This window comes from Kitasatospora sp. NPDC048722, from assembly GCF_040650235.1.
Taxonomy (GTDB): Bacteria; Actinomycetota; Actinomycetes; order Streptomycetales; family Streptomycetaceae; genus Kitasatospora.
Window position 1 is genome coordinate 16,472 of the sequence record NZ_JBEZGX010000064.1, and the last position, 20,170, is coordinate 36,641.

20 protein-coding genes are annotated in these 20,170 nt (G+C 72.1%); 10 read left to right on the plus strand and 10 right to left on the minus strand.

The features are described 5' to 3' along the window. Positions 1-58 precede the first annotated feature (58 nt). From AB0C76_RS33960 to AB0C76_RS33970, 3 genes are all read right to left on the minus strand, one after another. Positions 59-625 (minus strand): rhodanese-like domain-containing protein, encoded by a 567-nt coding sequence (locus tag AB0C76_RS33960; RefSeq protein ID WP_359973051.1) that lies wholly within the window; start codon positions 623-625, stop codon positions 59-61. Between the two features lie 69 nt (positions 626-694). Beyond that, on the minus strand, positions 695-1,447 hold the full coding sequence (locus tag AB0C76_RS33965; protein WP_359973053.1) for a sulfite exporter TauE/SafE family protein: 753 nt from the start codon (positions 1,445-1,447) through the stop codon (positions 695-697). Beyond that, the gene (locus tag AB0C76_RS33970) at positions 1,444-1,803 is read right to left on the minus strand and encodes a rhodanese-like domain-containing protein (RefSeq protein WP_359973056.1); all 360 of its coding nucleotides are present in this window, start codon (positions 1,801-1,803) and stop codon (positions 1,444-1,446) included. The genes AB0C76_RS33965 and AB0C76_RS33970 overlap by 4 nt, the downstream gene beginning before the upstream one ends. 358 nt (positions 1,804-2,161) lie before the next feature. Between AB0C76_RS33970 and AB0C76_RS33975 the strand changes: the two genes are divergently transcribed. After that, positions 2,162-3,550 (plus strand): MBL fold metallo-hydrolase, encoded by a 1,389-nt coding sequence (locus AB0C76_RS33975; RefSeq protein WP_359973058.1) that lies wholly within the window; start codon positions 2,162-2,164, stop codon positions 3,548-3,550. Between the two features lie 172 nt (positions 3,551-3,722). Next, positions 3,723-4,667 carry a hypothetical protein gene (locus AB0C76_RS33980; RefSeq protein WP_359973060.1) on the plus strand — a complete coding sequence of 315 codons (945 nt, stop codon included), beginning with the start codon at positions 3,723-3,725 and terminating at the stop codon, positions 4,665-4,667. 405 nt (positions 4,668-5,072) lie between these two features. On the opposite strand, the gene AB0C76_RS33985 is transcribed toward AB0C76_RS33980, so the two are convergent. Then, positions 5,073-6,290, minus strand: a complete 1,218-nt coding sequence (locus tag AB0C76_RS33985) for a hypothetical protein (protein WP_359973062.1) — start codon at positions 6,288-6,290, stop codon at positions 5,073-5,075. Positions 6,291-7,126: 836 nt separating this feature from the next. Here AB0C76_RS33985 and AB0C76_RS33990 point away from each other — a divergent pair. After that, positions 7,127-8,491 carry a chloride channel protein gene (locus AB0C76_RS33990; RefSeq protein WP_359973094.1) on the plus strand — a complete coding sequence of 455 codons (1,365 nt, stop codon included), beginning with the start codon at positions 7,127-7,129 and terminating at the stop codon, positions 8,489-8,491. 248 nt (positions 8,492-8,739) lie between these two features. Then, on the plus strand, positions 8,740-10,158 hold the full coding sequence (locus AB0C76_RS33995) for a DUF2252 domain-containing protein (RefSeq protein WP_359973064.1): 1,419 nt from the start codon (positions 8,740-8,742) through the stop codon (positions 10,156-10,158). A gap of 188 nt (positions 10,159-10,346) precedes the next feature. Here AB0C76_RS33995 and AB0C76_RS34000 read toward each other — a convergent pair whose 3' ends face one another. Then, positions 10,347-10,676 carry a hypothetical protein gene (locus tag AB0C76_RS34000; RefSeq protein WP_359973066.1) on the minus strand — a complete coding sequence of 110 codons (330 nt, stop codon included), beginning with the start codon at positions 10,674-10,676 and terminating at the stop codon, positions 10,347-10,349. Between the two features lie 612 nt (positions 10,677-11,288). Between AB0C76_RS34000 and AB0C76_RS34005 the strand changes: the two genes are divergently transcribed. The 3 genes from AB0C76_RS34005 (at position 11,289) to AB0C76_RS34015 (ending at position 12,717) form a co-directional block, all read left to right on the plus strand. Further along, positions 11,289-11,720 carry a hypothetical protein gene (locus AB0C76_RS34005; RefSeq protein ID WP_359973068.1) on the plus strand — a complete coding sequence of 144 codons (432 nt, stop codon included), beginning with the start codon at positions 11,289-11,291 and terminating at the stop codon, positions 11,718-11,720. 266 nt (positions 11,721-11,986) lie between these two features. After that, entirely contained in the window at positions 11,987-12,388 is a 402-nt protein-coding gene (locus AB0C76_RS34010; protein ID WP_359973069.1) for a hypothetical protein, read from the plus strand. Positions 12,389-12,477: 89 nt separating this feature from the next. After that, complete coding sequence (locus tag AB0C76_RS34015; RefSeq protein WP_359973071.1) at positions 12,478-12,717, plus strand: three-helix bundle dimerization domain-containing protein; 240 nt, start codon at positions 12,478-12,480, stop codon at positions 12,715-12,717. 18 nt (positions 12,718-12,735) lie between these two features. Here the strand turns inward: AB0C76_RS34015 and AB0C76_RS34020 are convergent, their stop codons facing one another. Further along, positions 12,736-13,224, minus strand: coding sequence for a GNAT family protein (locus AB0C76_RS34020; RefSeq protein ID WP_359973073.1), 489 nt, complete (start codon positions 13,222-13,224; stop codon positions 12,736-12,738). An 87-nt stretch (positions 13,225-13,311) separates the two neighbouring features. Here AB0C76_RS34020 and AB0C76_RS34025 point away from each other — a divergent pair, with 87 nt between their 5' ends. Together AB0C76_RS34025 and AB0C76_RS34030 are read left to right on the plus strand one after the other, a co-directional pair. Continuing rightward, positions 13,312-13,701 (plus strand): ribonuclease domain-containing protein, encoded by a 390-nt coding sequence (locus tag AB0C76_RS34025; RefSeq protein ID WP_359973075.1) that lies wholly within the window; start codon positions 13,312-13,314, stop codon positions 13,699-13,701. Between the two features lie 193 nt (positions 13,702-13,894). Beyond that, positions 13,895-14,302 carry a VOC family protein gene (locus AB0C76_RS34030; protein ID WP_359973078.1) on the plus strand — a complete coding sequence of 136 codons (408 nt, stop codon included), beginning with the start codon at positions 13,895-13,897 and terminating at the stop codon, positions 14,300-14,302. 62 nt (positions 14,303-14,364) lie between these two features. Here AB0C76_RS34030 and AB0C76_RS34035 read toward each other — a convergent pair whose 3' ends face one another. The 3 genes from AB0C76_RS34035 to AB0C76_RS34045 form a co-directional block, all read right to left on the minus strand. Continuing rightward, a complete protein-coding gene (locus AB0C76_RS34035; RefSeq protein WP_359973080.1) occupies positions 14,365-16,641 on the minus strand; it encodes a condensation domain-containing protein in 2,277 nt (758 codons plus the stop codon). 95 nt (positions 16,642-16,736) lie between these two features. Then, positions 16,737-17,525, minus strand: coding sequence for an SDR family NAD(P)-dependent oxidoreductase (locus AB0C76_RS34040; RefSeq protein WP_359973082.1), 789 nt, complete (start codon positions 17,523-17,525; stop codon positions 16,737-16,739). 31 nt (positions 17,526-17,556) lie between these two features. Further along, on the minus strand, positions 17,557-18,405 hold the full coding sequence (locus AB0C76_RS34045; RefSeq protein ID WP_359973084.1) for an AfsR/SARP family transcriptional regulator: 849 nt from the start codon (positions 18,403-18,405) through the stop codon (positions 17,557-17,559). Positions 18,406-18,672: 267 nt separating this feature from the next. Here AB0C76_RS34045 and AB0C76_RS34050 point away from each other — a divergent pair, with 267 nt between their 5' ends. After that, positions 18,673-19,710, plus strand: coding sequence for a GDP-mannose 4,6-dehydratase (locus tag AB0C76_RS34050; protein ID WP_359973087.1), 1,038 nt, complete (start codon positions 18,673-18,675; stop codon positions 19,708-19,710). A gap of 51 nt (positions 19,711-19,761) precedes the next feature. On the opposite strand, the gene AB0C76_RS34055 is transcribed toward AB0C76_RS34050, so the two are convergent. Beyond that, complete coding sequence (locus AB0C76_RS34055; RefSeq protein ID WP_359973089.1) at positions 19,762-20,076, minus strand: hypothetical protein; 315 nt, start codon at positions 20,074-20,076, stop codon at positions 19,762-19,764. Between the last annotated feature and the right edge of the window lie 94 nt (positions 20,077-20,170).

The window sequence follows — 20,170 nt, forward strand, 5'->3', positions numbered from 1 at the left end:
CCCTCCGGCCCCGGTCCGCAGCCAGCGGACCGGGGCCGGTCGGGCGTCGTGGCGCGGATCAGCGCCGCAGGGCGGCGAGGGTGTCGTCGAGGGTCGGGGTGCCCGGACGGGGGCGGTTGTGCGGGAAGCGGCCGAGCAGGTTGCCCATCGCGCAGGTGTTGCTGAGGGCGGAGAACGCCAGCCCGCCGCCGACCGCCGCCGCGAGCCAGCGGGTGCCGGGGCGGACCAGGTCCGTCAGCATGGCGGCGAGGACCAGCGAGCCTGTCACGAGACGGACTTGACGGTCCATCGCCCACACCGCGCGGGCACCCTCCGTCCGGTTCAGCGGGTGGCCGGCGCTCGCCCAGGCACCGGTGCCGCCGATCACCGGCACGGCGGGGATGCCGGCGGCCGTCAGGCGTCCGCACGCGGTGGTCGCGCGCGGGCCGGACGCGCAGATGACGGCGAGTTCGCCGCGCGCGGCGGCGTCGCGCAGGGCGGTGAGGGCGTCGTCGAGGCGGTCGAGGGGGATGTTGAGCGCGCCGGGGACGTGGCCGGCGCCGTACTCGCCGGGGGAGCGGACGTCGATGAGGATGAGCTGCTCCAGGCGGGGGCGGAGCTGCTCGACGGTCAGCGGCGTGGTCATGGGGGCCTTCCGGGGGGAGTTGCGCGGGGAAGCGCGCGGTTGAACGGGGGAACCGGTGGGGGCGGATCGTCAGTGCAGGGCAGTCACGAGCATGAGGCCGGCGACGCCCAGCAGCGCGAAGGCGAAGGCCTTCTGGAGTGTCCGGCCGCTGAGACGGTCGGCGAGCCGCTTGCCGTCCCACGCGCCGAGGATCGCGGCGCCGGTGAAGGGGGCGGCGACGGCCCAGTCGATGGCGGCGGTGGCGCCGAGCCGGGGGACGAGGGCGGCCAGGGAGTTGGCGGTGATCACCAGCAGACTGGTGCCGACCGCCTCGGCCATGGTGAAGGCGAGCACGGACACCAGCGCGGGGACGGCGAGGAAGCCCCCTCCGACACCGAGCAGCCCGGTGACGGCGCCCAGGCCCGCGCCCGCCGCCGTCGAGCGGGCCGGACCGGCGGCGGAGCGGTCCTGCGCCTCGCCGTCGCGCCGCGGGGCGAGCATCCGCCAGGCGGCGAGCGCGGCCAGTGCCGCGAAGGCGGCGGTGAGCAGCGCGGACGGCACGTGCGCGGAGAGCGCCCCGGCCGCGGCGGCGGCCGGCAGTCCGGCGGCGGCGAACAGGGCGCCGGTGCGCCAGCGCACCCGGCCGGCCCGGGCGTGCGCGATCAGGCCGGTCAGCGAGGTGGCGGCGACGATCAGCAGGCTGGCGGTGGTGGCCCGGGCCGGGCTGAAGCCGAGCAGGTAGACCAGCGCGGGCACGGCCAGCATGCTGCCGCCGCCACCGAGGCCGCCGAGCGCGAGGCCGACGACGGCGCCGGCGGCGAGGGCGAGGATCAGGGCGGTCATATGACGAGTCCCGCGTCACCGCCCGGCCTGGTCACGGGCAGGCCCGCGTGCGCCCATGCGGTCATGCCGCCGGCGACGTTCAGGACGGTGACCCCGCGCGTGGCGAGCAGCTCGGCGGCCCGCTGGGATCGATGGCCCGAGCGGCAGACCGCGAGGACGGTCCGCCCCTCGAACGCGGGTGGGAGTGGCGCTCCCGCGGCGAGGGCGACGAGGGGAAGGTGGACGGCGCCGGGGGCGTGGCCCGCGGCGTACTCGGCCGCGTCGCGGACGTCGAGCAGGACGGCCCCGGTGCTGCGGGCGAGGGCGTGGGCGTCCGTGGCAGTGGTCTGCCCGGGGGCGGGCGGCTGTGCAGGCATGGGCTTCTCCAGAGGTGGGCGGCTGTGTCGACGGCCCCGTACGGCTCTCGGCGACGGCGGCCGGATCCCCCCTGCGGCCCACCATAGTACCCCCGGGGGTATTATCGAAACGGTTGGGCGATACCCCTCCCGGTATTTGGCCATGGCAGCCCCGTCACACGTTCGACCACGAGCCCCGAGGTTGAGGTCCTCAGGTCCTCGGTCTTGGCCCGACTGCATGGCGAGCGAGGGGTCGGCCTTTGTGGGTAGGCCCCTCGCTCGCGTCACGGGCTCGCCGCGGGGCATGGGGAATCAATACCCCCTAGGGTATCGTTGAGCGGGTGGCCAGCCCATCAGACCCCGACGAGGAGACGCCCCCATGATCTTCAGTCAGTACTACCTCGACTGCCTGTCCCAGGCCTCCTACCTGATCGCCGACGAGACCACCGGTCAGGCCGTGATCGTCGACCCGCGCCGCGACGTCGACGAATACCTCGCCGACGCCACGGCACGCGGGCTGACCGTCGTCGGCGTCATCAACACGCACTTCCACGCCGACTTCCTCGCCGGCCACCTCGAACTCGCAGCCCGTACCGGCGCCTGGATCGGCTACGGCCACCGTGCCGAGACCGAGTACCCCATCCGCCACCTCACGGACGGCGAACGCGTCTCCCTCGGCGACGTCACCCTCCAGATCATGGAGACTCCCGGACACACCCCCGAGTCGATCAGTGTCCTCGTCCATGAGCGGGCCGACGACGAAACCCCTTACGGCGTGCTCACCGGCGACGCCCTGTTCATCGGCGACGTCGGCCGCCCCGACCTGCTCGCCTCCGTCGGTGTCACCGCCGAGGATCTCGGCGCCATGCTCTACGACAGCGTCCACCGCAAGCTCATGGCCCTGCCCGACCAGGTCCGTGTCTTTCCCGCTCACGGCGCCGGCTCCGCTTGCGGCAAGAACCTCTCGACCGAGAAGCAGTCCACCATCGGCACGCAGCGCCTGACCAACTACGCCTGCCAGCCCATGGACCAGGAGACCTTCGTCCGCATCGTCACCGCCGGACAGTCCGTCGCCCCCGCCTACTTCGGCCACGACGCCGCGCTCAACCGGCAGGACCACCCGCTGCTCGACCGCACGAACGGCGCCCGCCCCCTGTGCCCCGAGAGCTTCAGGGAGGTCCGCAGCGCGGGGGCTGTCGTCCTCGACGCCCGCAGTACCCAGGACTTCGGCGCGGGGCACATCCGCGGTGCCGTCAACGTCCCCGTCGACGGACGCTTCGCCGAACAGGCCGGCACCGTTCTCACCCCCGACAGCACCATCGCGATCATCGCCCCGCAGGACCGCGAGGACGAGGTCATCACCCGCCTCGCCCGCATCGGCTTCGATCACATCGCCGGCTACCTGCGCAACCCCGGCAACGCCCTGGCCGCCCTCGCCGACGACCTCACCCCCGCCAGCCGCCTCACCGCCGACCAGCTCCGGACCGCACTCGCGGGCGAGCGGCCCCCCACCCTCCTGGACGTGCGCACCTGCGGCGAACGCGAGACAGGGTTCATCGAAGGGTCCCTGCACATCGCCCTGGCCGAACTCCCCGCCCGCCTGGACGAGATCCCCACCGACCGTCCCCTGGTCGTCCACTGCGCCAGCGGCCACCGCTCCTCCATCGCCGCCAGCCTGCTGCGCCACCGCGGCCGGGCCGACGTCTCCGACCTCCTCGGTGGCTACAACGCCTGGGAGACGCTCACCCACGCCGCTCGGACCTCATGACGTACCGTCGGTTGAGGCTGGGGTGTCCCGTTCGTGGTGCGTGCATGGGGAGACGAGGGCGGCGCGGAGTGGGTTTCGCATCCCCCGGCTGGGTGGCGGGCTCGGAATCGCCTGCAATGCGGGCAACGAGTCGTCACCCTGGCCTGCGGGGCGCGATGAGAGGGTGGTCACCGTGGAGGAACCCCCCGCCGATGCTCCTGAGTCCGCGCTGACCCGTTTCGTGCTGCGGGCAGCCTTGGCCGACCCCGTTCACCTGCCCGAACTCCTTGCCAACTTTGCCGTCCACCACCTCGGACGGCGCGCCACGGCGTCCGTCGCCCGCGCCCGCGAGACCCACCCCGAAGCCGGTGATGCCGAGCTGCGCGCCATGGTGATCACCCGGGGCCGGCGGGTCAGCCAGAGCGAGGGCGCCTTCGTGGCCGGCCCCCTGATCGCGCTCGCCCCGTTCGCGTTCTGCACGGCACTGCTCACCCAGAGCCGGATGATGCTGGAGCTGGCGGAGCTGGCCGGGCGGGAGGCCACCGACCCCGCCCGGGCGGCCGAGCTGCTGGTGATCCAGGGCGTGTACCCGGATGAGGAGCAGGCCGCCGCTGCACTGGAGGCCGCCGCGGCGGCGCGGCCAGATGCCCCTCCCGGCCGTGTGGCCGCGCTGTGGATCGTGGTGAAGCGGATGGCGTACCTGCTCGGCGTGGTCACCCCCGACGAGCGGCCGGTGTCGACAGCGGTTCACGTCGGGCGGTGGGTGCTGATCGTGACCGTGTTGCTCATCGGCCTCGTCGCCCCGCTGATCTGGCTGCCGTACCTCGGCTACTCGTACCACCGCGCGACCCAGGAGCTGGGCGACCGCGCCTCCGCGTACTACCTGGGCGAGGATTCCGCCCGGCCGTCCGACGGCACCGATCAGGCCCAGCCCGCGCTCGTGGGCAGCATCCTCAACGTGCTGATCTCACTGATGGTGCCGATCGGCGCGGTGGTGCTCCTGGTCCGGGCTGACGTGCGGCTTGCGGGCAGCCAGTACCCGGCGATCGTGACCGTGCTGATCATCCTGTCCACTGTGGTGGGTGTGGCCTGGTACCTGAGGCGCCGACGCCGGCGCCGGCGCCGTTCGGTGGGCTGACCGACCGGGCGGTGCCGTTCCGTCAGGCGGGGCGCTCGGTGCCGCGTTGTTCGCCGGGGACGAGCCCGTCCGCGTCCTGCCCGATCTCCTGCAATCGGGTGGAGGGCCACCCCTGATGGCCCGTCCGACGGGTCCGCCTCCAACGCCCGGCCCGCAAGGTGAGTGGCATCCGGCCCGAGTGCGAGCCCCTCGAACCGGGCGGGGCGCTCGTGCCACCACGAGCGCCCCGCCCCTCGTGCCCCGGCGGCGACCACCGATTGCTCGGGTACTCGCATGCCCGGGTGAGCAGATTCCGCTCCCAGCACGCCGCCATCGCGAGATCGCCGTCGTGAGAGCGATGGTGCGGCATGTCCGTTCCACGGAACGGGGCTGGGCGGGTCGGGGAGGGGACCGGCGCCGAGGCGGTCAGGTGGTTGCCGGTGGCGGCCCACTGACGCCGCCAGGCCGGGTGGGCCGGTCGCTCTCGGGGCCTGTGTCGAGGAATTCCCGGATGGCGAAGCCCAACGCCACGAAGAAGGTGATCCACAGGACCACGCCCCAGGTCGGGTAGCTCCAGGTCGCCAGGACCACGGCGGCGATCAGCAGGATGAGCGCGCCGATCCACCGCTTGAAGCGGTGGACGAAGGGGCCGACGGGGCCGAGCTTCATGCCGAGCGAGTACAGTGCGCCGCGGACCGAGGCGATGATGCGTCGGCAGGCGGTCCGCACGGCGACCGCGGGCCGGGAAGGGCCGATCAGGAAGGCCCCGACCGCGGTGACCACGGCTACCGCTCCGACGGCGCGGATGGTGGCGCGCATGAACCGGATCAGGGTGTCGTAGATCGTCCCGGCCGCCGCCTGGTTGGCGCCTGGTGGCAGGTGGTCGAGGTAGAAGTCGCGGAAGACCGTGAGGATGATCCCGAGCAGGAGCATGGCGAGCGCGACGCCGATGGCGGCGCCGACCAGGGCCCGGCGGCGGTTGACGGCGAGGAAGACGCCGCCGGCGGCGATCAGCACGGTGACGATCGGCAGCCAGACGCCCATGATCTCCAGCAGCCGGAAGTACGTCTTGACCTTGCCGACGTCCTTGGACTGGAACACCACGAAGTCGGTGTGCACGTCCGGGATCTTTGCCGCGGGCCCGAGCCCGGCGGCGACGAGCTGGTCCTTCACCTTGGCGATGACGGGTCCGAGGTCGATGGCGACCTGGTTGTTCTCCAGTTTGACCGCGCCGCCGCCCTGGCCGGTGAGGGCCTTGTCGAGGGCGCTGTGCACGGCCCGGTTGGCGTCGACCCAGACCGTCTCGAAGGTGCTGCTGGTGACCACCTTGTTCACGGTGGAGCTGACCAGCTGGGTCAGTCCGCTCTTGATCGGGCCGCTGAGGTTGTCGATGAGGTTTGCGGCGTTCTGCGGCACGCCCTGCTGGGCGGCGGCGTCGGAGAGCTGCTTCACCAGGGCGTCCACGTCGATCTGCTCCAGGACGACCTGGGTGACGCGGTTGGTGACGGCCTCCTGGATGTCCGGTTCGGTGGCGAGCGGGGCGACGGTCTGGACGTACCGGTCGGTGTCGCCGACGAAGCTCGACGTCCAGACCGCGAGCACGGACATCAGGGACAGCAGTGAGGCGATCACGATGAGGGCCACGGCGCCGGAGGTCCGCCACCGGTGGTGCTCCCTCTCGCGAGGCGCGGCCTCCAGGGCGGCGATCCGCGCATGCAGCCGGGCCAGCTCGTCAGCGTCACCGCCCGTCGAGGAAGGGCGGCCGGCTCCGGGCGGGGTCGGGGGCTCCTCGGGGGACGGCGGCGCCGGGGGTCGCCCGGGCGGCTCTCCTCGGCCGGACCCGCTGCCGGCGGATCCGCCGGGGCCGGGTTCCGGTGGGGTTGACGCCATCGCTTCCTCCTCTGGTGGGCGGGCCGCGGCCGCCGCGGTTCTTCCAGGAGAAGCGCCGAGCGGCCAGCCCACCACCAGAGGTCGGCGTACGAGTGGTTTGTGTGCGCCGTCCCAGTCCTGGGTGTGCGACTGCACGGCATAGCGGGGCCCGGTCGCACGGGGGGTGACCGGGCCGGGCATTCCATGGGGAGTGGCGACAAACGCTCCACCACCCCCGACGGTACGACCGTGTCGGGGTCGCTTCCGTGTGGCGGCCCGTAACGGACCTTGGTACGACCAGTCGGAGGGGTGAAGTGCGATGCGTTCCTTGGCGGAAGGCCGGCGACACTCGGCCGTGGCGACCCGGCATGGCCGAGGGCCGGTGCCCCATAGCCGATGACGTGTCCGCCGAGATGTCGACGGCGACCCGCAGGCCCAGTCGGGTGAACCGCTCCGCAAGGACGGTAGGCCGCATGAATGACCATCACTCCAATGCCGACAAGCGGCGGTGAGCCCGCCCGGTGCGGGGCGAATCCACGTGGTACCACGTCAGGAGGACGCCGGTGAACCGTCGCGATCCCGACGAATGCCGAGCCAAGGAGCTGATACGCATGTCGGCCGACAGTCCCGTCGGAGCACCGGACGGTTCTCCGCCGGATCCTTTCGCCCTGGTCAGGACCCGCGGTTACGTCGGGCTCCTGGTCATGGCGGCGGCGCTCGGCGTGCCGATCTCCGCAGCTGCGTACGGCTTCCTCGCTCTGGTCAACGAGCTCCAGCCGTGGACCTACACCGACCTGCCCAAAGCGCTGGGCTTTCAGGAGACCCCGCCCTGGTGGCCCCTACCGCTACTCGCCGCCGCAGGCCTTCTGGTCGGAGCGACCATCCGCTACCTCCCCGGGACCGGCGGTCACAAGCCTGCCGAGGGGCTGTCGACGACCGGCGCGCCGAAGCCGCTCGACCTTCCCGGCATCTTCGTCGCCGCCGTCGCCACGCTGGCCCTCGGTGCCGTCCTCGGTCCCGAGGCACCGCTCATCGCCCTCGGTAGCGGCGCGGCCATCTGGCTCGTACGCCTGCTCAAGCCGGACCTGCCGGAGCGGGTCGGGGCCGTGGTCGGCGCCGCCGGAGGCTTCGCCGCGGTCAGCACCCTGCTCGGGTCACCCATCACCGGGGCGTTCCTCCTCATGGAGGCGTCGGGACTCGGCGGGCCGATGCTCGGGATCGTCCTGGTACCGGGCCTGCTCGCCGCCGGCATCGGCTCGCTCGTCTTCGTCGGCCTGGACAACTGGACCGGTCTCGGCACGTACTCCCTGGCGCTTCCGGAGGTCCCGCACGCCAACCCGCCCAATGTGGCCGAGTTCGGCTGGGCACTCGTCATCGGACTGGCGGCGGCCCTCGTCGGCACGGGCATGCGGCGGCTCGCCCTCCTGGCGCAGCCCCGTGTCGAGCGGCGACGGCTGTCCGCCACCGTGCTGATGGGCCTTGCGGTCGCAGGGCTCGCCATCGCCTTCGCCGAAGGCACGGGGAAGGCCGCGACCGAGGTGCTGTACTCGGGTCAGACCGCTCTGGGCCCGCTGCTCGTGAACAGTGCCGAGTACTCCGTCGGTACGCTGACCCTGCTCGTAGCGTGCAAGGGACTGGCGTACTCCGCCTCGCTGAGCGCGTTCAGAGGAGGCCCGATCTTCCCGGCGATGTTCCTGGGGGCGACGGGCGGGATCGCGATGTCCCACCTTCCGGGGCTGGAGCTCACCCCTGCGTTCGCGATGGGGATCGGCGCCATGTCGGTCACCATGCTCGGGCTGCCGCTGACCTCGGTGCTGTTGGCCACCTTGCTTCTGGGATCGCAGGGCCTCACCGTCATGCCGCTCGTCATCGTCACGGTCGTGGTCGCCTATGTCGCGGCAAAGCGACTCAGCCCGCCGCAGACCGGCGGGTCGCGGGCTCTCGAAAACCAAGGAAGGGGCAAGGCCTCGTCATGAGGACATATCGCCGCAGAGGGAAGGTCTCCACCTCCTCAGGGGGTCGACACGGTCCGCAGTGAATGCCCGACGTGACTTTCCCGGTACCGATCAGCCGAGCAGGACACGGCTTCGACCCGACTCCGGTGCGCGGTCCCCGACCTCCGGGCACGGACCGGACGGGCGCCGCCCGCCGCACCGGCCTAGTGTGGTGACGGGGAGGTCCGGCACGCAACGCGTGCACCTCGTCCGGGACGGAGGACATCCCGATGACCGACGACACCGGGTCCCTTCGGGGCCGCCCTCATCCGAGCCCACGTGAACGTGCTGCCATCGGCAAGGCCGCCCGTGCCCGGGTACCTCGATCGAGCCATGCCGACTTCGAGCCCTCGAAGCGTCGGGTCGATCCGCTGGAGATCCTCGAAAGGCAGGCGGCCGTGCGGGTCGAGGAGCTGGTGCCGATCCGCCGAAGCCGGATGACGGAGTCACCGTTCCGGTACTACCGGGGCGCGGCCGCGCCCATGGCGGCCGACCTCGCCAACACCCCCGTCACCGGAATCAGGGTCCAGCTGTGCGGTGACGCGCACGTGCTGAACTTCGGGCTCTTCGCCTCGCCCGAGCGCCACCTGGTGTTCGACGTGAACGACTTCGACGAGACCCTGCCAGGCCCCTGGGAGTGGGACGTCAAACGGCTTGCGGCCAGCCTGGCCATCGCCGGCCGGGAGAACGGCTTCACCGACCAGGAGCGCGCGGACGTCATCTCGGCCGCGGTGCGGTCGTATCGCGAGTGGATCCGGACCTTCGCCGGCATGCACAACCTCGACGTCTGGTACGCCCAGACCAAGATCGAACGGATCGAGGCCCTGGTGGCCGACCAGCTCGGGAAGGACAAACGCAGGAAGCTCTCGAAAGCCCTGGAGAAGGCCCGCAGCCGGGACAACATCCAGGCGTTCGAGAAGCTCACCGGCATCGTCGACGGGGAGCGCCGGATCATCCCCGCCCCTCCGCTCGTCGTGCCGATCGGCGACCTGCTCCCAAATGTGGAGCGCGCCGTCCTGGAACACCAGATCCGCGAGCTGATCGAGCGGTACGCGGGCACACTTCGGCCGGACTACCGGCAACTGCTCACGCAGTTCCGCCTCGTCGACATGGCCCGAAAGGTGGTCGGCGTGGGCAGTGTGGGCACGCGTTGCTGGATCGTCCTCATGCTCGGCAGGGACGAGGAGGACCCGCTGCTCATCCAGGTCAAGGAGGCAGAGCGGTCGGTACTCGCCGAGTACGCCGGAGAGAGCGAGTACGACAACCAGGGGCAGCGCGTGGTCGCCGGACAGCGGCTGATGCAGGCCGCCAGTGACATCTTCCTCGGCTGGGAGCGCGCCACCGGCATCGACGGCCAGGAGCGGGACTTCTACGTTCGGCAGTTGCGGGACTGGAAAGGCAGCGTCGACACCGCGGTGATGCTGCCACAGGGCCTGGGGATGTTCGGCGAGTTGTGCGGCTTCTCGCTGGCCCGGGCGCACGCCCGGTCGGGAGACCGGATCGCCATCGCGGCGTACCTGGGCGGCGGCGACTCCTTCGACCGGGCGTTGACCGCCTTCGCGGAGAGCTACGCGGACCAGAACGAGCGCGACCACGAGGCGCTGGCCGGCGCCGTCGCCTCCGGTCGGCTCGCTGCGGAAGCCGCGTGAACGAGGCTTCCGTGGAAGGAGCCTGACACTCGGCCGGGCATCTCGTGAGCCAGGACGTGCTCGTCGGGTGCTGCGCGGGCGTGTCGCCGGCACGCGCTTCGTGTCAGTCCGCCCCCGGCTCGCCGGCCACGGACGTCTCCGGCGGAGGAGACCTTCACCGACACGCCGTGTCGGGCGCCCCGGCACGGTCAGGAGTACCAGGAGGCCTCCGTCGGCCGCGACCGCCGTGGCACCTCCCGGGCGGGCATGGGCCTGCGTTCGCCACCCGCGAGCAGGGTGCTCGCCGGCTCGCCGCGAAGAGCGCCCGGGAGCGTCACCTCGACCTCGATGTCGCGAGGCGGGTCAGTGGGCAGGGTCGTGGCCATCACCGCCGTCTGGGCATGGTGGCCATGGACGTGGGTGGCGGCGACCTGCTTCCCGTCCACGAGGAGCTCCAGCTCCCGCGTCCCGCCCATTCGCAGGCCCACGGTGACCGAGCAGCCGGCGTGCTCGCAATGAAAGTGGTACTCGCGGCCCATGATCGCCTCCCTGAAGCCCCGGCGACAAAGCCCCCCCGTCCCTCCATCGTGGCACCAGGTGGTGACTGCGTCAGCCCTGGATGTCGCTCCCGGGCCCGTCCGCGTGCTCGCTTCGGTGTGTTCCTCGGCTGCCTCCGGCTGGTCCGCAAGGGTGCCTGCCGGCCCGTCGGTCGCACCGACCGAGGAGGATGGGCGGTGACGGACGGTCATATGTCGTTGGCCACACGGAAGATCGTGCCACCGGACCGAGGACCGTCCGGAACAACGCCCCCCGGCTCGCATCCGATGGCCACGTAGGGTGCTTGACGGTAACGGTTTGTGACCTCGTCAGGCCAAGCCCGTGGCAAACTCCTGAGATCGTCATCGGAGGGCTGCGCCGAGCCGCGAGCCGATCCGACCACATGGCGAGGCCCCCGGCCGGGCCGTCACTCGGGCCGGGGTCGTGGCCGCCAGGCAATCCTCGGCGGCGGATGCCGACGGGCGGACGCGAACGGGAGAGGGCGCGGGACGGTCCGGAGGTGCTGCCTGGCTTCCGCCGTGTCAGCCTGGATGTGGAGTCTCCGACCAGGTCGTCCAACTCGGCGACGAGGTTGTACTCGAAGGAGCTCGAACATGGCCAGCAACGTCAGTGGAACGACGACGGGTACCCGGACTTCCCGAAGGCCGTTCGCAACCGGCTGGACTGTCTTTGCCGCAGTTCTGATGATCTTCGGCGGTGCCATGGCGATTTTCGAGGGGATCGCCGCCATCGCCAAGGACGACCTGATCGTCGTCACCCGCAACTACGCCTACAAGTTGAACGTCACCGGCTGGGGCTGGATCCACCTGATCATCGGGGTGCTCATCGTCCTGGCAGGAATTGCGCTCTTCTCAGGTGCCGTGTGGGCGCGTGTCGTCGGGATCGTCATCGTCGGGCTCGGCACGATCGCCAACTTCCTGTGGCTGCCCTACTACCCGTTCTGGGCCATCGTGCTGATCGCCATCGACATCTTCGTCATCTGGGCTCTCTGCGCCGGAACGACCAGGACGGTTTCACAGGATTGATCCTCCGCCGCCGGGCCCGCTGCACGCGGGACCGGCGGCGCAGCTGCGCGCTGGCTGAGAGATCGCAACAGCCACCAGGTCCAGGTGGCCGCGTCCTGCCACTGAGCGCCTCACGCACGAGCTGCGTCCCCTGAGCACGGGGTCGGGGGGTGGCTGTCCCCATGCGAGCGCAGGACGCACCCCGCTGGCGCAATGAGCGGGCGGAGTCGAGTGCAGGCAGTGACGATGACGGGAGGAAGATCCGCACCGCATGTCGTGGAGGGTCGATGGACGACACGCCGCAGTGGGAGTGGGCCCACGAGTGGGCCACCGAAGCGCGGGCGACGGGCGCGGCCAAGGTGGCCAACCTGCTGGCCGACCTGGCTGCGGACGCGCCCCGCGCCTACACCGCACATCTGCTGAGCCTGCCCATCGCCACTGCCGCGATCGCGCTGGGGATGTCACCGGCCGTGCTGCTGGCGACCCTCGGCCGACTGAGCGAGGCCCGTCTGATCACCCACACGGTCAGCCACGCCGACACCTGCCGGGCCTCCGTCGAGATCATCCTGCACCCCGCACGGTCGCGTGCAGCCGCATTCGCGGAGTGCCCCCGCGGCATTGCTCCGTCGGAGCCGTCAGCACCTCCGGCCTTGTCGGCACAGCCCGTCCTTGCTGCCGTCAACACCTGAGCGAGACCCCGGCATGACGATCGGTGCCGGTCAGCCGCACCGCCTCGGTCAGCCGCACCGTGGCCGGCACGATGTATCGAGGAGGCCCCGTGGGCCAGGATCCCGAGGCACAAGAAGAAGCGGCACTGCGGGCGGTGAGACAGCGCCTGCACCAGCGCTTCGACAGCTGCCTCGGCGCGAACACGGTTGACCGCGTGGTGGAGAGAGTGCAGCGCGGCTTCGACGCGAGCCCCATCCGCTCGTTCATCCCGATCCTCGTCGAACGCCAGGCAACCGACGCCCTCCGCTCGGCCCAGCGCTCCGTGGCCACGAACAACACCGAGAACTGACCGACGGAGAGCGGAGGTCTACGACGTGCTGGGCGGGTGCGGGGCCCCGGGACGCGGCGGGCTGACGGGCGAACACGTGCTCTCCGGCCGGCCGCGGTGCCGCCGCCACTCGGAGGAGAGGATCGCCATGTCGTGGTCGTCGACCCACTCCCCGCCGAACCGCAGGGCCTCGCGGCGGGTGCCCTCCAGGACGAACCCGGCCTTCGCGTAGGCACGGAGGCCGCGCGGATTGTGGCCGAACACGGTGAGCGAGATCCGGTGCAGTCCGAGGCGCTCGAATCCGTGCCCGACGATCAGGCGTACGGCCTCGGTGCCCAGACCCCGGTCGCGGCCGGCAGCCGTCAGGGCGATGCGGAAGTTGCAGCTGCGGTTGGCGGGGCTCCACTCGTTGAGCACGGCCTCGCCGACGCAGCGGCCGTTCGCCCGGTCGACGACGGCGAGGTCCAGACGGTCCTTCTGCTGCGCCCGGTATCGGATTGCCGGTGGGCCCGCCGCTGACGTGCTCAAGTCGCCTGTGGGTGGCTTGAGTTACCCGGAAGTGAAGACTTGTCACGGGGCTTCCGTGACAGTCGGGGGCTCGCCACACTCGTTGGCATGACCAGCACTCTACGCGCGTGGAAGACTGCTGCCTCCGCCGCCACCGTCGCCCTGATCGCCCTCGCCCCCGTCGTCGCCGCCACTGGGGCGGACGCCGCCGTGAGCGGCAGCGTGTGCGTCTCCGCCCTGCCCCCGCAGGCCAGAACGACGCTCGACCTCATCGCCTCCAACGGGCCGTTCCCGTACCGCCAGGACGGGATCGTGTTCCAGAACAACGGCGGCGTGCTGCCGCGCCAGTCGTACGGCTACTACCACGAGTACACCGTGGTGACCCCGGGCGCGCCGACGCGCGGCGCCCGGCGGATCGTCACCGGCAAGCGGGCCCGGGAGGACTACTACACCAGCGACCACTACGCGACGTTCCGGCTGATCAACTTCGGCTGCTGACACCGGCATCGCTCCTCCGCCCCGGCGTGGCCACCGGCCCGCCGGGGCCGTTCGCGTGCCCGCCGGGTCCGTGCGAGGCGCTCGACGATCAGGGCCGTGTGGCATAGGGTCGTGAGTGCGGCATCGCGTGTCGGTCACCGGCCGGGTGAGGCATGGAGGTGTCCGCGAGGTGCCTTACGGAGGCATTCCGCACATGTCAGTCGAGTTGAACCACACCATCGTCCACGCCCGGGACAACCGGGAATCCGCCGGGTTCCTGGCGGGGATCCTGGGCCTTGAGGTCGGGACCGAGTGGGGCCCGTTCGTCCCCGTCGCCACGAGCAACGGCGTCACCCTGGACTTCGCGAGCGTCCCCGAAGAGTCGATCACCATGCAGCACTACGCCTTCCTCGTCTCCGACGACGAGTTCGACGCGGCGTTCGAGCGGATCGGGCGGGCCGGGATCACGTACTACGCCGACCCGCGCATGAAGCAGCCGGGCGAGATCAACCACCACCACGGCGGGCGGGGGCTGTACTTCCTGGATCCCGCCGGCCACGGCATGGAGATCATCACCCGTCCCTACGGCAGCCACGAGGCGGCGCCCGAGCCGCGGAGCTGAGGCTGTGTCACCGGCCCGGTCCACATCACTGTGGGCCGGGCCCGTCCGACGTGTCGGGTCGGCTACGTGCGGGCGAGGACGGCGGCGAGGGAGGCCAGGTCGGTTTCGGCGGTGGCCAGGACCACCAGGGGGGTGGTCGCGGACGGGCCGAGGCGGGCGATCTCGCAGGCGATGAGGCCGGTTCCGGCGGTGGCGACCAGGGCGACCGGCACGCGGGACTCCAGCAGGGGGGCCAGCAGCGGGCGGTAGGCGGCGGGTGGTGCGTCGTCGCGCAGCGGGCGCAGCACGGCGAGGGCCTGCGGGCCGGACCAGGTGCGGGCGGTGGCGGGGAAGCGGGAGTCCGGCGTGTCGGGCGGGGGCAGTAGGAGCACCCAGCCGGCGCCGGGGCGGGTGGCCCGGCGTAGGACGTCGAGGTGGACCGTTTCGAGCGGCTCGGTCGGCTCGCTCGGAGCGGTGCCGGAGGGACCGCCCGGGTGCGGCGTCGGGTGGCCGGCGAGGGTGGCACGCAGGAGCTCGGTGGTGGCCAGGCCGCTCGGGAGGTCGGGGAAGCTGCGCAGCAGGTGCGCGCTCTGGCTGAGGAGTTCGGTCGCGTCCCGGTCGGCGAGAAGGGCGCGGTCGTGGACGGTGGTGAGCACGAGCCCGCCCGTCGCGTCGTAGTGTGCGGTGAGCGTGATCGGGTACGACGTGAAGGTGCCGGCGGGGGTCGGGGTGTCGACGTGGATCCCGTGGGCCGCCAGGTCGGTGTCCAGCCGGGGGTGGTGCGGCGCGAGGGGCAGGTGTTCGAGGACGACGAGGCTCTGCGGGCGCCTGCCGGGCGGCGTGCCGTTCCACCGGTGTGCCTGGCCGGGGGAGACCCACTCGTAGGAGGAGACGTCGAGCACGCCGTCCCGCAGGGCCGCGAGGAGTTGCGGGACCGTCGTGCTCGGGTGCACCCGGACGGTGAGCGGCAGCGGGGTGCGCAGGGCCCCGGGGAGCCGGTCGACGCCGTCCAGCGGGATCCCGCGGCCCGAGAGCGTCACGGCGAACCCGACCCGGACGGCCCGGGGGGCCACGCGCGGGTCGGGCTCCTGCGCGGCGCGGTACAGCAGCAGTGCCCACGCAGCCTGGAGCGCGCTGCTCTCGCCCGCGCCCCAGGCGGCGGCCCAGCCGCGCAGTCGCACCGCCTCGTACGGGGTGAGGCGGCGCCGGGCCCGCCCGCTGCCGCGGCCGTCGGCGACGGGTCCCGCCGGGGCGACGACGGTGGCGGCGGGCCGGGTGGACCAGAACTGCCGGGCAGGGGTGGTGTCCTGGGCGCCGAGCCAGCGGGCGTGGTCGCGGAGGTCCGGGCGGCGCTCGCCGCCGGGGAGGGTGCCGCCGGTGAGGTAGGCGCGGTAGAAGGACTGGAGGAGCAGGCGCACGCTCCAGCCGTCCAGCATGGCGTGGTGGTAGGTGAGCAGCACGCGGGTGACGGGGCCCTCGTCGGACGGGTCGGTGTCGACCAGCGTGGCGCGAAGCAGGGCGGGCCGGCGCAGGTCGAAGCCGCGCCGGCGGTCGGCGTCCAGGAGCTCCTCCCAGCCGGGCGCGTCGGACGGGTGGAGGGTCACCTCGGGGACGGCGCGGTCGTGGAGGACGATCCACGGGTCGTCGTGCGCGTCCTCCGTCCAGTCGAAGGCGGCCCGCAGGACGAGCTCGTGGTCGAAGACGGACTGCCAGGCGGCCGTGAACCGGTCGGTGTCCAGCGGGCCGTGCCAGGTCCAGGACAGCTGTTCGACGTGCCGCCCGCCGCGGTCGGCCCGACCGGTCGTGTCGCGCAGGAGCTCGCGCTGGAGGGCGCTGGTGGGGACGGTCGCCGGCGCGGGCGGGTGGGAGAGCGCGGAGCGCAGCTCCTCCAGGACGCCGAGGGGGCGGGCGGGCGGTCCGGCGGCGATTCCGACGAACAGCCGCGGGGCCGCGCCGGGCCGCCCGACCAGGACGGCGCGCACGCGCGGCCCGTGGGTGAGGCTGCGGCCGAGCTCGGCGAGGACGCCGTCGAGCTCGTCCGGGCCCGCGGCCTCGCGCTCCCACAGGACGTCCGGTCCCGCGCCGGGTTCGACGGCGCGCAGGGCCGTGCGCAACACGGTGCTGTCGTAGGGCTGGTAGAGCTCGACGAGGTGGAACTCGGCAGCCCGGCGCGGGGGTTGCCGCTCCTCGGGTGCCGGTGGGAGCCACTGCCGGGTGGCGGTGCGGGCCAGCGCGGCGGTGACCGAGCCGGCGTCCAGGCGCCGCGGTGGGCGCCGGGCGGGCAGGCAGGGGGGCGGTGCCGGGGCGTCGGAGACGAGCAAGGTGACCGGTGCGCTGGCGAACTGACGTGTCGTCATCATTGATCAGCGGGCACCTGGCCCGGGTCCTTTCCGTCGGTGGCCGTGTTGGGGGCTCGGATGGGAGAGGGGGAGGCGGCCCGCCTGCTGCGGGCCGCCTACTGCGTGGCGAGGCCGCCGCAGACGTTGAGGGCCTGGGCCGTGATGCTCGCGGCCGTGGGGGTGGTGAGGTAGCCGGCCAGGGCGGCGACCTCCTCGGGGGTGGTGTAGCGCCCGAGCGGGATCTGGGTCTGGAAGTGCTGGAGGATCGTCTCGGGCGTCGTGTTGTAGGCGGTCGCGTACTCGTGGTGGATGCGCGTGGTGTTGGGGGTGTGCACGTAGCCGGGGCAGATCGCGTTGACGGTGGTGCCGGTGGGGGCGAGCTCCTTGGCCAGGGCCTTGGTGAAGCCGATGACGGCGTGTTTGCTCGCGGTGTAGGGCGCGCCGAGGGTGACCGGCTGCTTCCCGGCGGTGGAGGCGATGTTGATGATGCGCGGGTGGGCCGTGGCGGTGATGTGCCCGTGTCTGAGGGTCTCGCGGGTGACGAGGAAGACGGCGTTCAGGTTGGTGTCGATGACGTCGTACCAGAGGTCGTCGGTGGTCGTCGCGGTGGGGCCGCCGCCGGTGCGGCCGGCGTTGTTGACGAGCACGGTGATGGGCCCGTGCCGGTCCACGGCGTCCTGGACGAGCCTGGTGACCTGGGCCGGGTCGCGGACGTCGCAGGGGGCGCCGTCGGCCTCGATGCCCTCCTCGCGGAGCGTGCCGAGGGTGTCGGTGATGTCCTGGGCCGTGCGGGCGCAGATGTGGACGCGGTGACCGCGGTTGCCCAGCTCGCGGGCGATGGCGAGGCCGATTCCGCGCGTCCCGCCGGTGATGAGGGCGAGGGGTTTGCCGGATGTGGGCGTCATGGCGGGTCCTGGGTGAGGAGGGTGTGGGTGCTCAGGCCGGATACAGGTTGTAGGTCGTGGGGTGGAGGCTGGTGGCGGGCGTGTTGAGCGTGGGGTCGAGCGTGAGGATCGCGTGGTGCAGGTGCTGGAGGTGGGGTGAGGGCTGGATGCCGAGCTCGGCGGTGAGGCGGTGGCGCAGGTGGTGGTACGTGGTGAGCGCGGTGGTCTGCCGCCCGGCCCGGTAGAGGGCGACCATCGCCTGGGCGTGCAGGCCCTCGTGGTGCGGGTGCTGGTGGGTGAGGTGGGTCAGTTCGGGGATCAGCTCGTTGTGCCGGCCCAGGCGCAGGTCGGTGTCGATGCGGCGTTCGAGGGTGACCAGACGGCTCTCCTCCAGCCGGATGATCTCGGTGCTGAGGATCGGTCCCGGACTGATGTCGACGAGCGCGGGGCCGTTCCACAGGGCGAGGGCCTCGTGGAAGCGGGCGTTGGCGTCGAGGTCGTGGCCGCGGTTGAAGGCCTCCTGGCCGCGTGTGGTGAGGTCGTTGTACGCCTGGAGGTCGAGGGCGTGGCGGTCGGGGTCGGCGGGCGGGAGGGTGAGCTGGTAGCCGCAGTGTCTCGTGGTGAGGACGTCCTTGGCGGTGGTGTCCGGGCCGGCCGGCGGCTCCCCGGCGAGGGCGTGGGTGATGCGGCGGCGCAGCTGGAGGATGTACGTCTGCAGGGTGGTGAGGGCCCGCCGTGGCGGGTGGTCGCCCCAGATCTCGTGGATGAGCGTGCTCGTGGGGAGGATCCGGTTCGGGTAGAGCGCGAGCAGGGCGAGGATCTGCCGCTGCTTGGCGGCGGTGGGGACGATCGAGGTGCCGTTGAGGTCGGCGGTGAGCGGGCCGAGGACCTGGATGCGCATGGCGGTTCTCCCCTGGGTGCGGGCTCGGCGTGGTCGTCGAAGGAGTGTGCGGATGCGTCCGCACCCTAAGCCCGTGCCGCGGGGGCGGCGGTTTTTCTCTAGCCCGGGTCGAGCCCGCTTCCGGGCCCGCTGTGGGGCGTGGACGTCGTGGGGCGTGGACGTCGTGATCCGGCCGGAAGTCTCGCAAATTCCTTAGCCGTGCTTCTGGTTCGCTGGCTGTGCCGAGAACGGCCCGCGAGCCCGCGAGCAGTGGCTGAAGGGGAACGGATGTCCAAGCGTGCACTGATCACCGGGGTGACCGGCCAGGACGGGTCGTACCTGGCCGAACACCTGATCTCCCTGGGGTACGAGGTCTGGGGCCTCACCCGGGGACAGGCGAATCCGCGGAAGGACCGGGTCAGCAGGCTGATCCCGGACCTGCGGTTCGTCGACGGAGACCTGATGGACCAGGGCAGCCTGGTCTCCGCCGTCGACTCGATCCAGCCCGACGAGGTCTACAACCTCGGGGCGATCTCGTTCGTGCCGATGTCCTGGCGTCAGCCGGAACTCGTCACCGAGGTCAACGGCACCGGCGTGCTGCGGGTGCTGGAGGCGATCCGGATGGTGAGCGGGATCAACAAGCCGGCCGGCACGGCCGGCGGTCCCGGGCGGATCCGGTTCTACCAGGCCTCCAGTTCCGAGATGTTCGGCATGGTGGCGGAGACCCCGCAGGACGAGCGGACGACCTTCCACCCGCGCAGCCCGTACGGCGTGGTGAAGACCTACGGTCACTACATCACCCGCAACTACCGCGAGTCCTACGGGATGTACGGCGTCTCGGGGATCCTGTTCAACCACGAGTCGCCGCGCCGCGGGGCCGAGTTCGTGACCCGGAAGATCTCCCTCGCGGTCGCGCAGATCAAGCTCGGCCTGCAGGACCGGCTGCTGCTCGGCAACCTCGACGCCGTGCGCGACTGGGGTTTCGCCGGGGACTACGTCCGGGCGATGCACCTGATGCTCCAGCAGGACGAGCCGGGCGACTACGTCATCGGCACCGGGCGGATGCACTCGGTGCGGGACGCGGCCCGGATCGCGTTCGAGTGCGTCGGGCTCGACTGGGAGCGGTACGTCGAGGTGGATCCGGGGCTCGTGCGGCCCGCAGAGGTGGAGACGCTCTGCGCCGACGCCGGCAACGCGCGGGAGAAGCTGGGCTGGGAGCCGAAGGTCGACTTCCCCGAGCTCATGCGGATGATGGTGGAGTCCGACCTGGAGCAGGCGCGCGTCGCCCGCGACTACGGCGAGGTGCTGGCCGGCGCCCGCTGGTGACACCGGCCGGGGAACGGTGAAGGGCGGTGGGGACGCGAAGTCCCCACCGCCCTAGCGTTGTTCGAGGGCCGGCCCGCTGGGCGGCCGGGAGAGTTCCAGGATCGCCAGCGCGATCCCGGCGCCCTGGTCGCCGAGCCGCGCGGCGTAGCGGCGCAGCATGGCGTTCTCCTGCGCGAGGCTGGTGGTGGGCAATCCGGCGGCGCGGCGGCTGAGTTGCTGGCCGCGGGCCAGCCGGATGCGGTGGACCAGCTGGGCGATCAGCTGCTCGTCGAGCTCGCTGAGCTCGGCCGCGGCCGGGTCCGCGGTGCCCTCGGGGGAGGGCCGCGGCACTCTCGGTGCGTCGCCGTGCGGGAACGGTTCGGGCATGGCGGTGATCCTCGTCGACGTCGGGGCGCCGCGCCCGGTCGGGCCGCACCCATGGCTCGCGCAACTGACGATCCAGCCGAACGGCCCGGCAATT

Bases quoted from the DNA above. Each gene is read 5' to 3' on its own strand.
- AB0C76_RS33960 (WP_359973051.1), bottom strand. From the start codon at position 625: ATGACCACGCCGCTGACCGTCGAGCAGCTCCGCCCCCGCCTGGAGCAG.
- AB0C76_RS33965 (WP_359973053.1), bottom strand. From the start codon at position 1,447: ATGACCGCCCTGATCCTCGCCCTCGCCGCCGGCGCCGTCGTCGGCCTC.
- AB0C76_RS33970 (WP_359973056.1), bottom strand. From the start codon at position 1,803: ATGCCTGCACAGCCGCCCGCCCCCGGGCAGACCACTGCCACGGACGCC.
- AB0C76_RS33975 (WP_359973058.1), top strand. From the start codon at position 2,162: ATGATCTTCAGTCAGTACTACCTCGACTGCCTGTCCCAGGCCTCCTAC.
- AB0C76_RS33990 (WP_359973094.1), top strand. From the start codon at position 7,127: ATGTCGGCCGACAGTCCCGTCGGAGCACCGGACGGTTCTCCGCCGGAT.
- AB0C76_RS33995 (WP_359973064.1), top strand. From the start codon at position 8,740: ATGACCGACGACACCGGGTCCCTTCGGGGCCGCCCTCATCCGAGCCCA.
- AB0C76_RS34000 (WP_359973066.1), bottom strand. From the start codon at position 10,676: ATGGGCCGCGAGTACCACTTTCATTGCGAGCACGCCGGCTGCTCGGTC.
- AB0C76_RS34005 (WP_359973068.1), top strand. From the start codon at position 11,289: ATGGCCAGCAACGTCAGTGGAACGACGACGGGTACCCGGACTTCCCGA.
- AB0C76_RS34010 (WP_359973069.1), top strand. From the start codon at position 11,987: ATGGACGACACGCCGCAGTGGGAGTGGGCCCACGAGTGGGCCACCGAA.
- AB0C76_RS34025 (WP_359973075.1), top strand. From the start codon at position 13,312: ATGACCAGCACTCTACGCGCGTGGAAGACTGCTGCCTCCGCCGCCACC.
- AB0C76_RS34030 (WP_359973078.1), top strand. From the start codon at position 13,895: ATGTCAGTCGAGTTGAACCACACCATCGTCCACGCCCGGGACAACCGG.
- AB0C76_RS34035 (WP_359973080.1), bottom strand. From the start codon at position 16,641: ATGATGACGACACGTCAGTTCGCCAGCGCACCGGTCACCTTGCTCGTC.
- AB0C76_RS34040 (WP_359973082.1), bottom strand. From the start codon at position 17,525: ATGACGCCCACATCCGGCAAACCCCTCGCCCTCATCACCGGCGGGACG.
- AB0C76_RS34045 (WP_359973084.1), bottom strand. From the start codon at position 18,405: ATGCGCATCCAGGTCCTCGGCCCGCTCACCGCCGACCTCAACGGCACC.
- AB0C76_RS34050 (WP_359973087.1), top strand. From the start codon at position 18,673: ATGTCCAAGCGTGCACTGATCACCGGGGTGACCGGCCAGGACGGGTCG.
- AB0C76_RS34055 (WP_359973089.1), bottom strand. From the start codon at position 20,076: ATGCCCGAACCGTTCCCGCACGGCGACGCACCGAGAGTGCCGCGGCCC.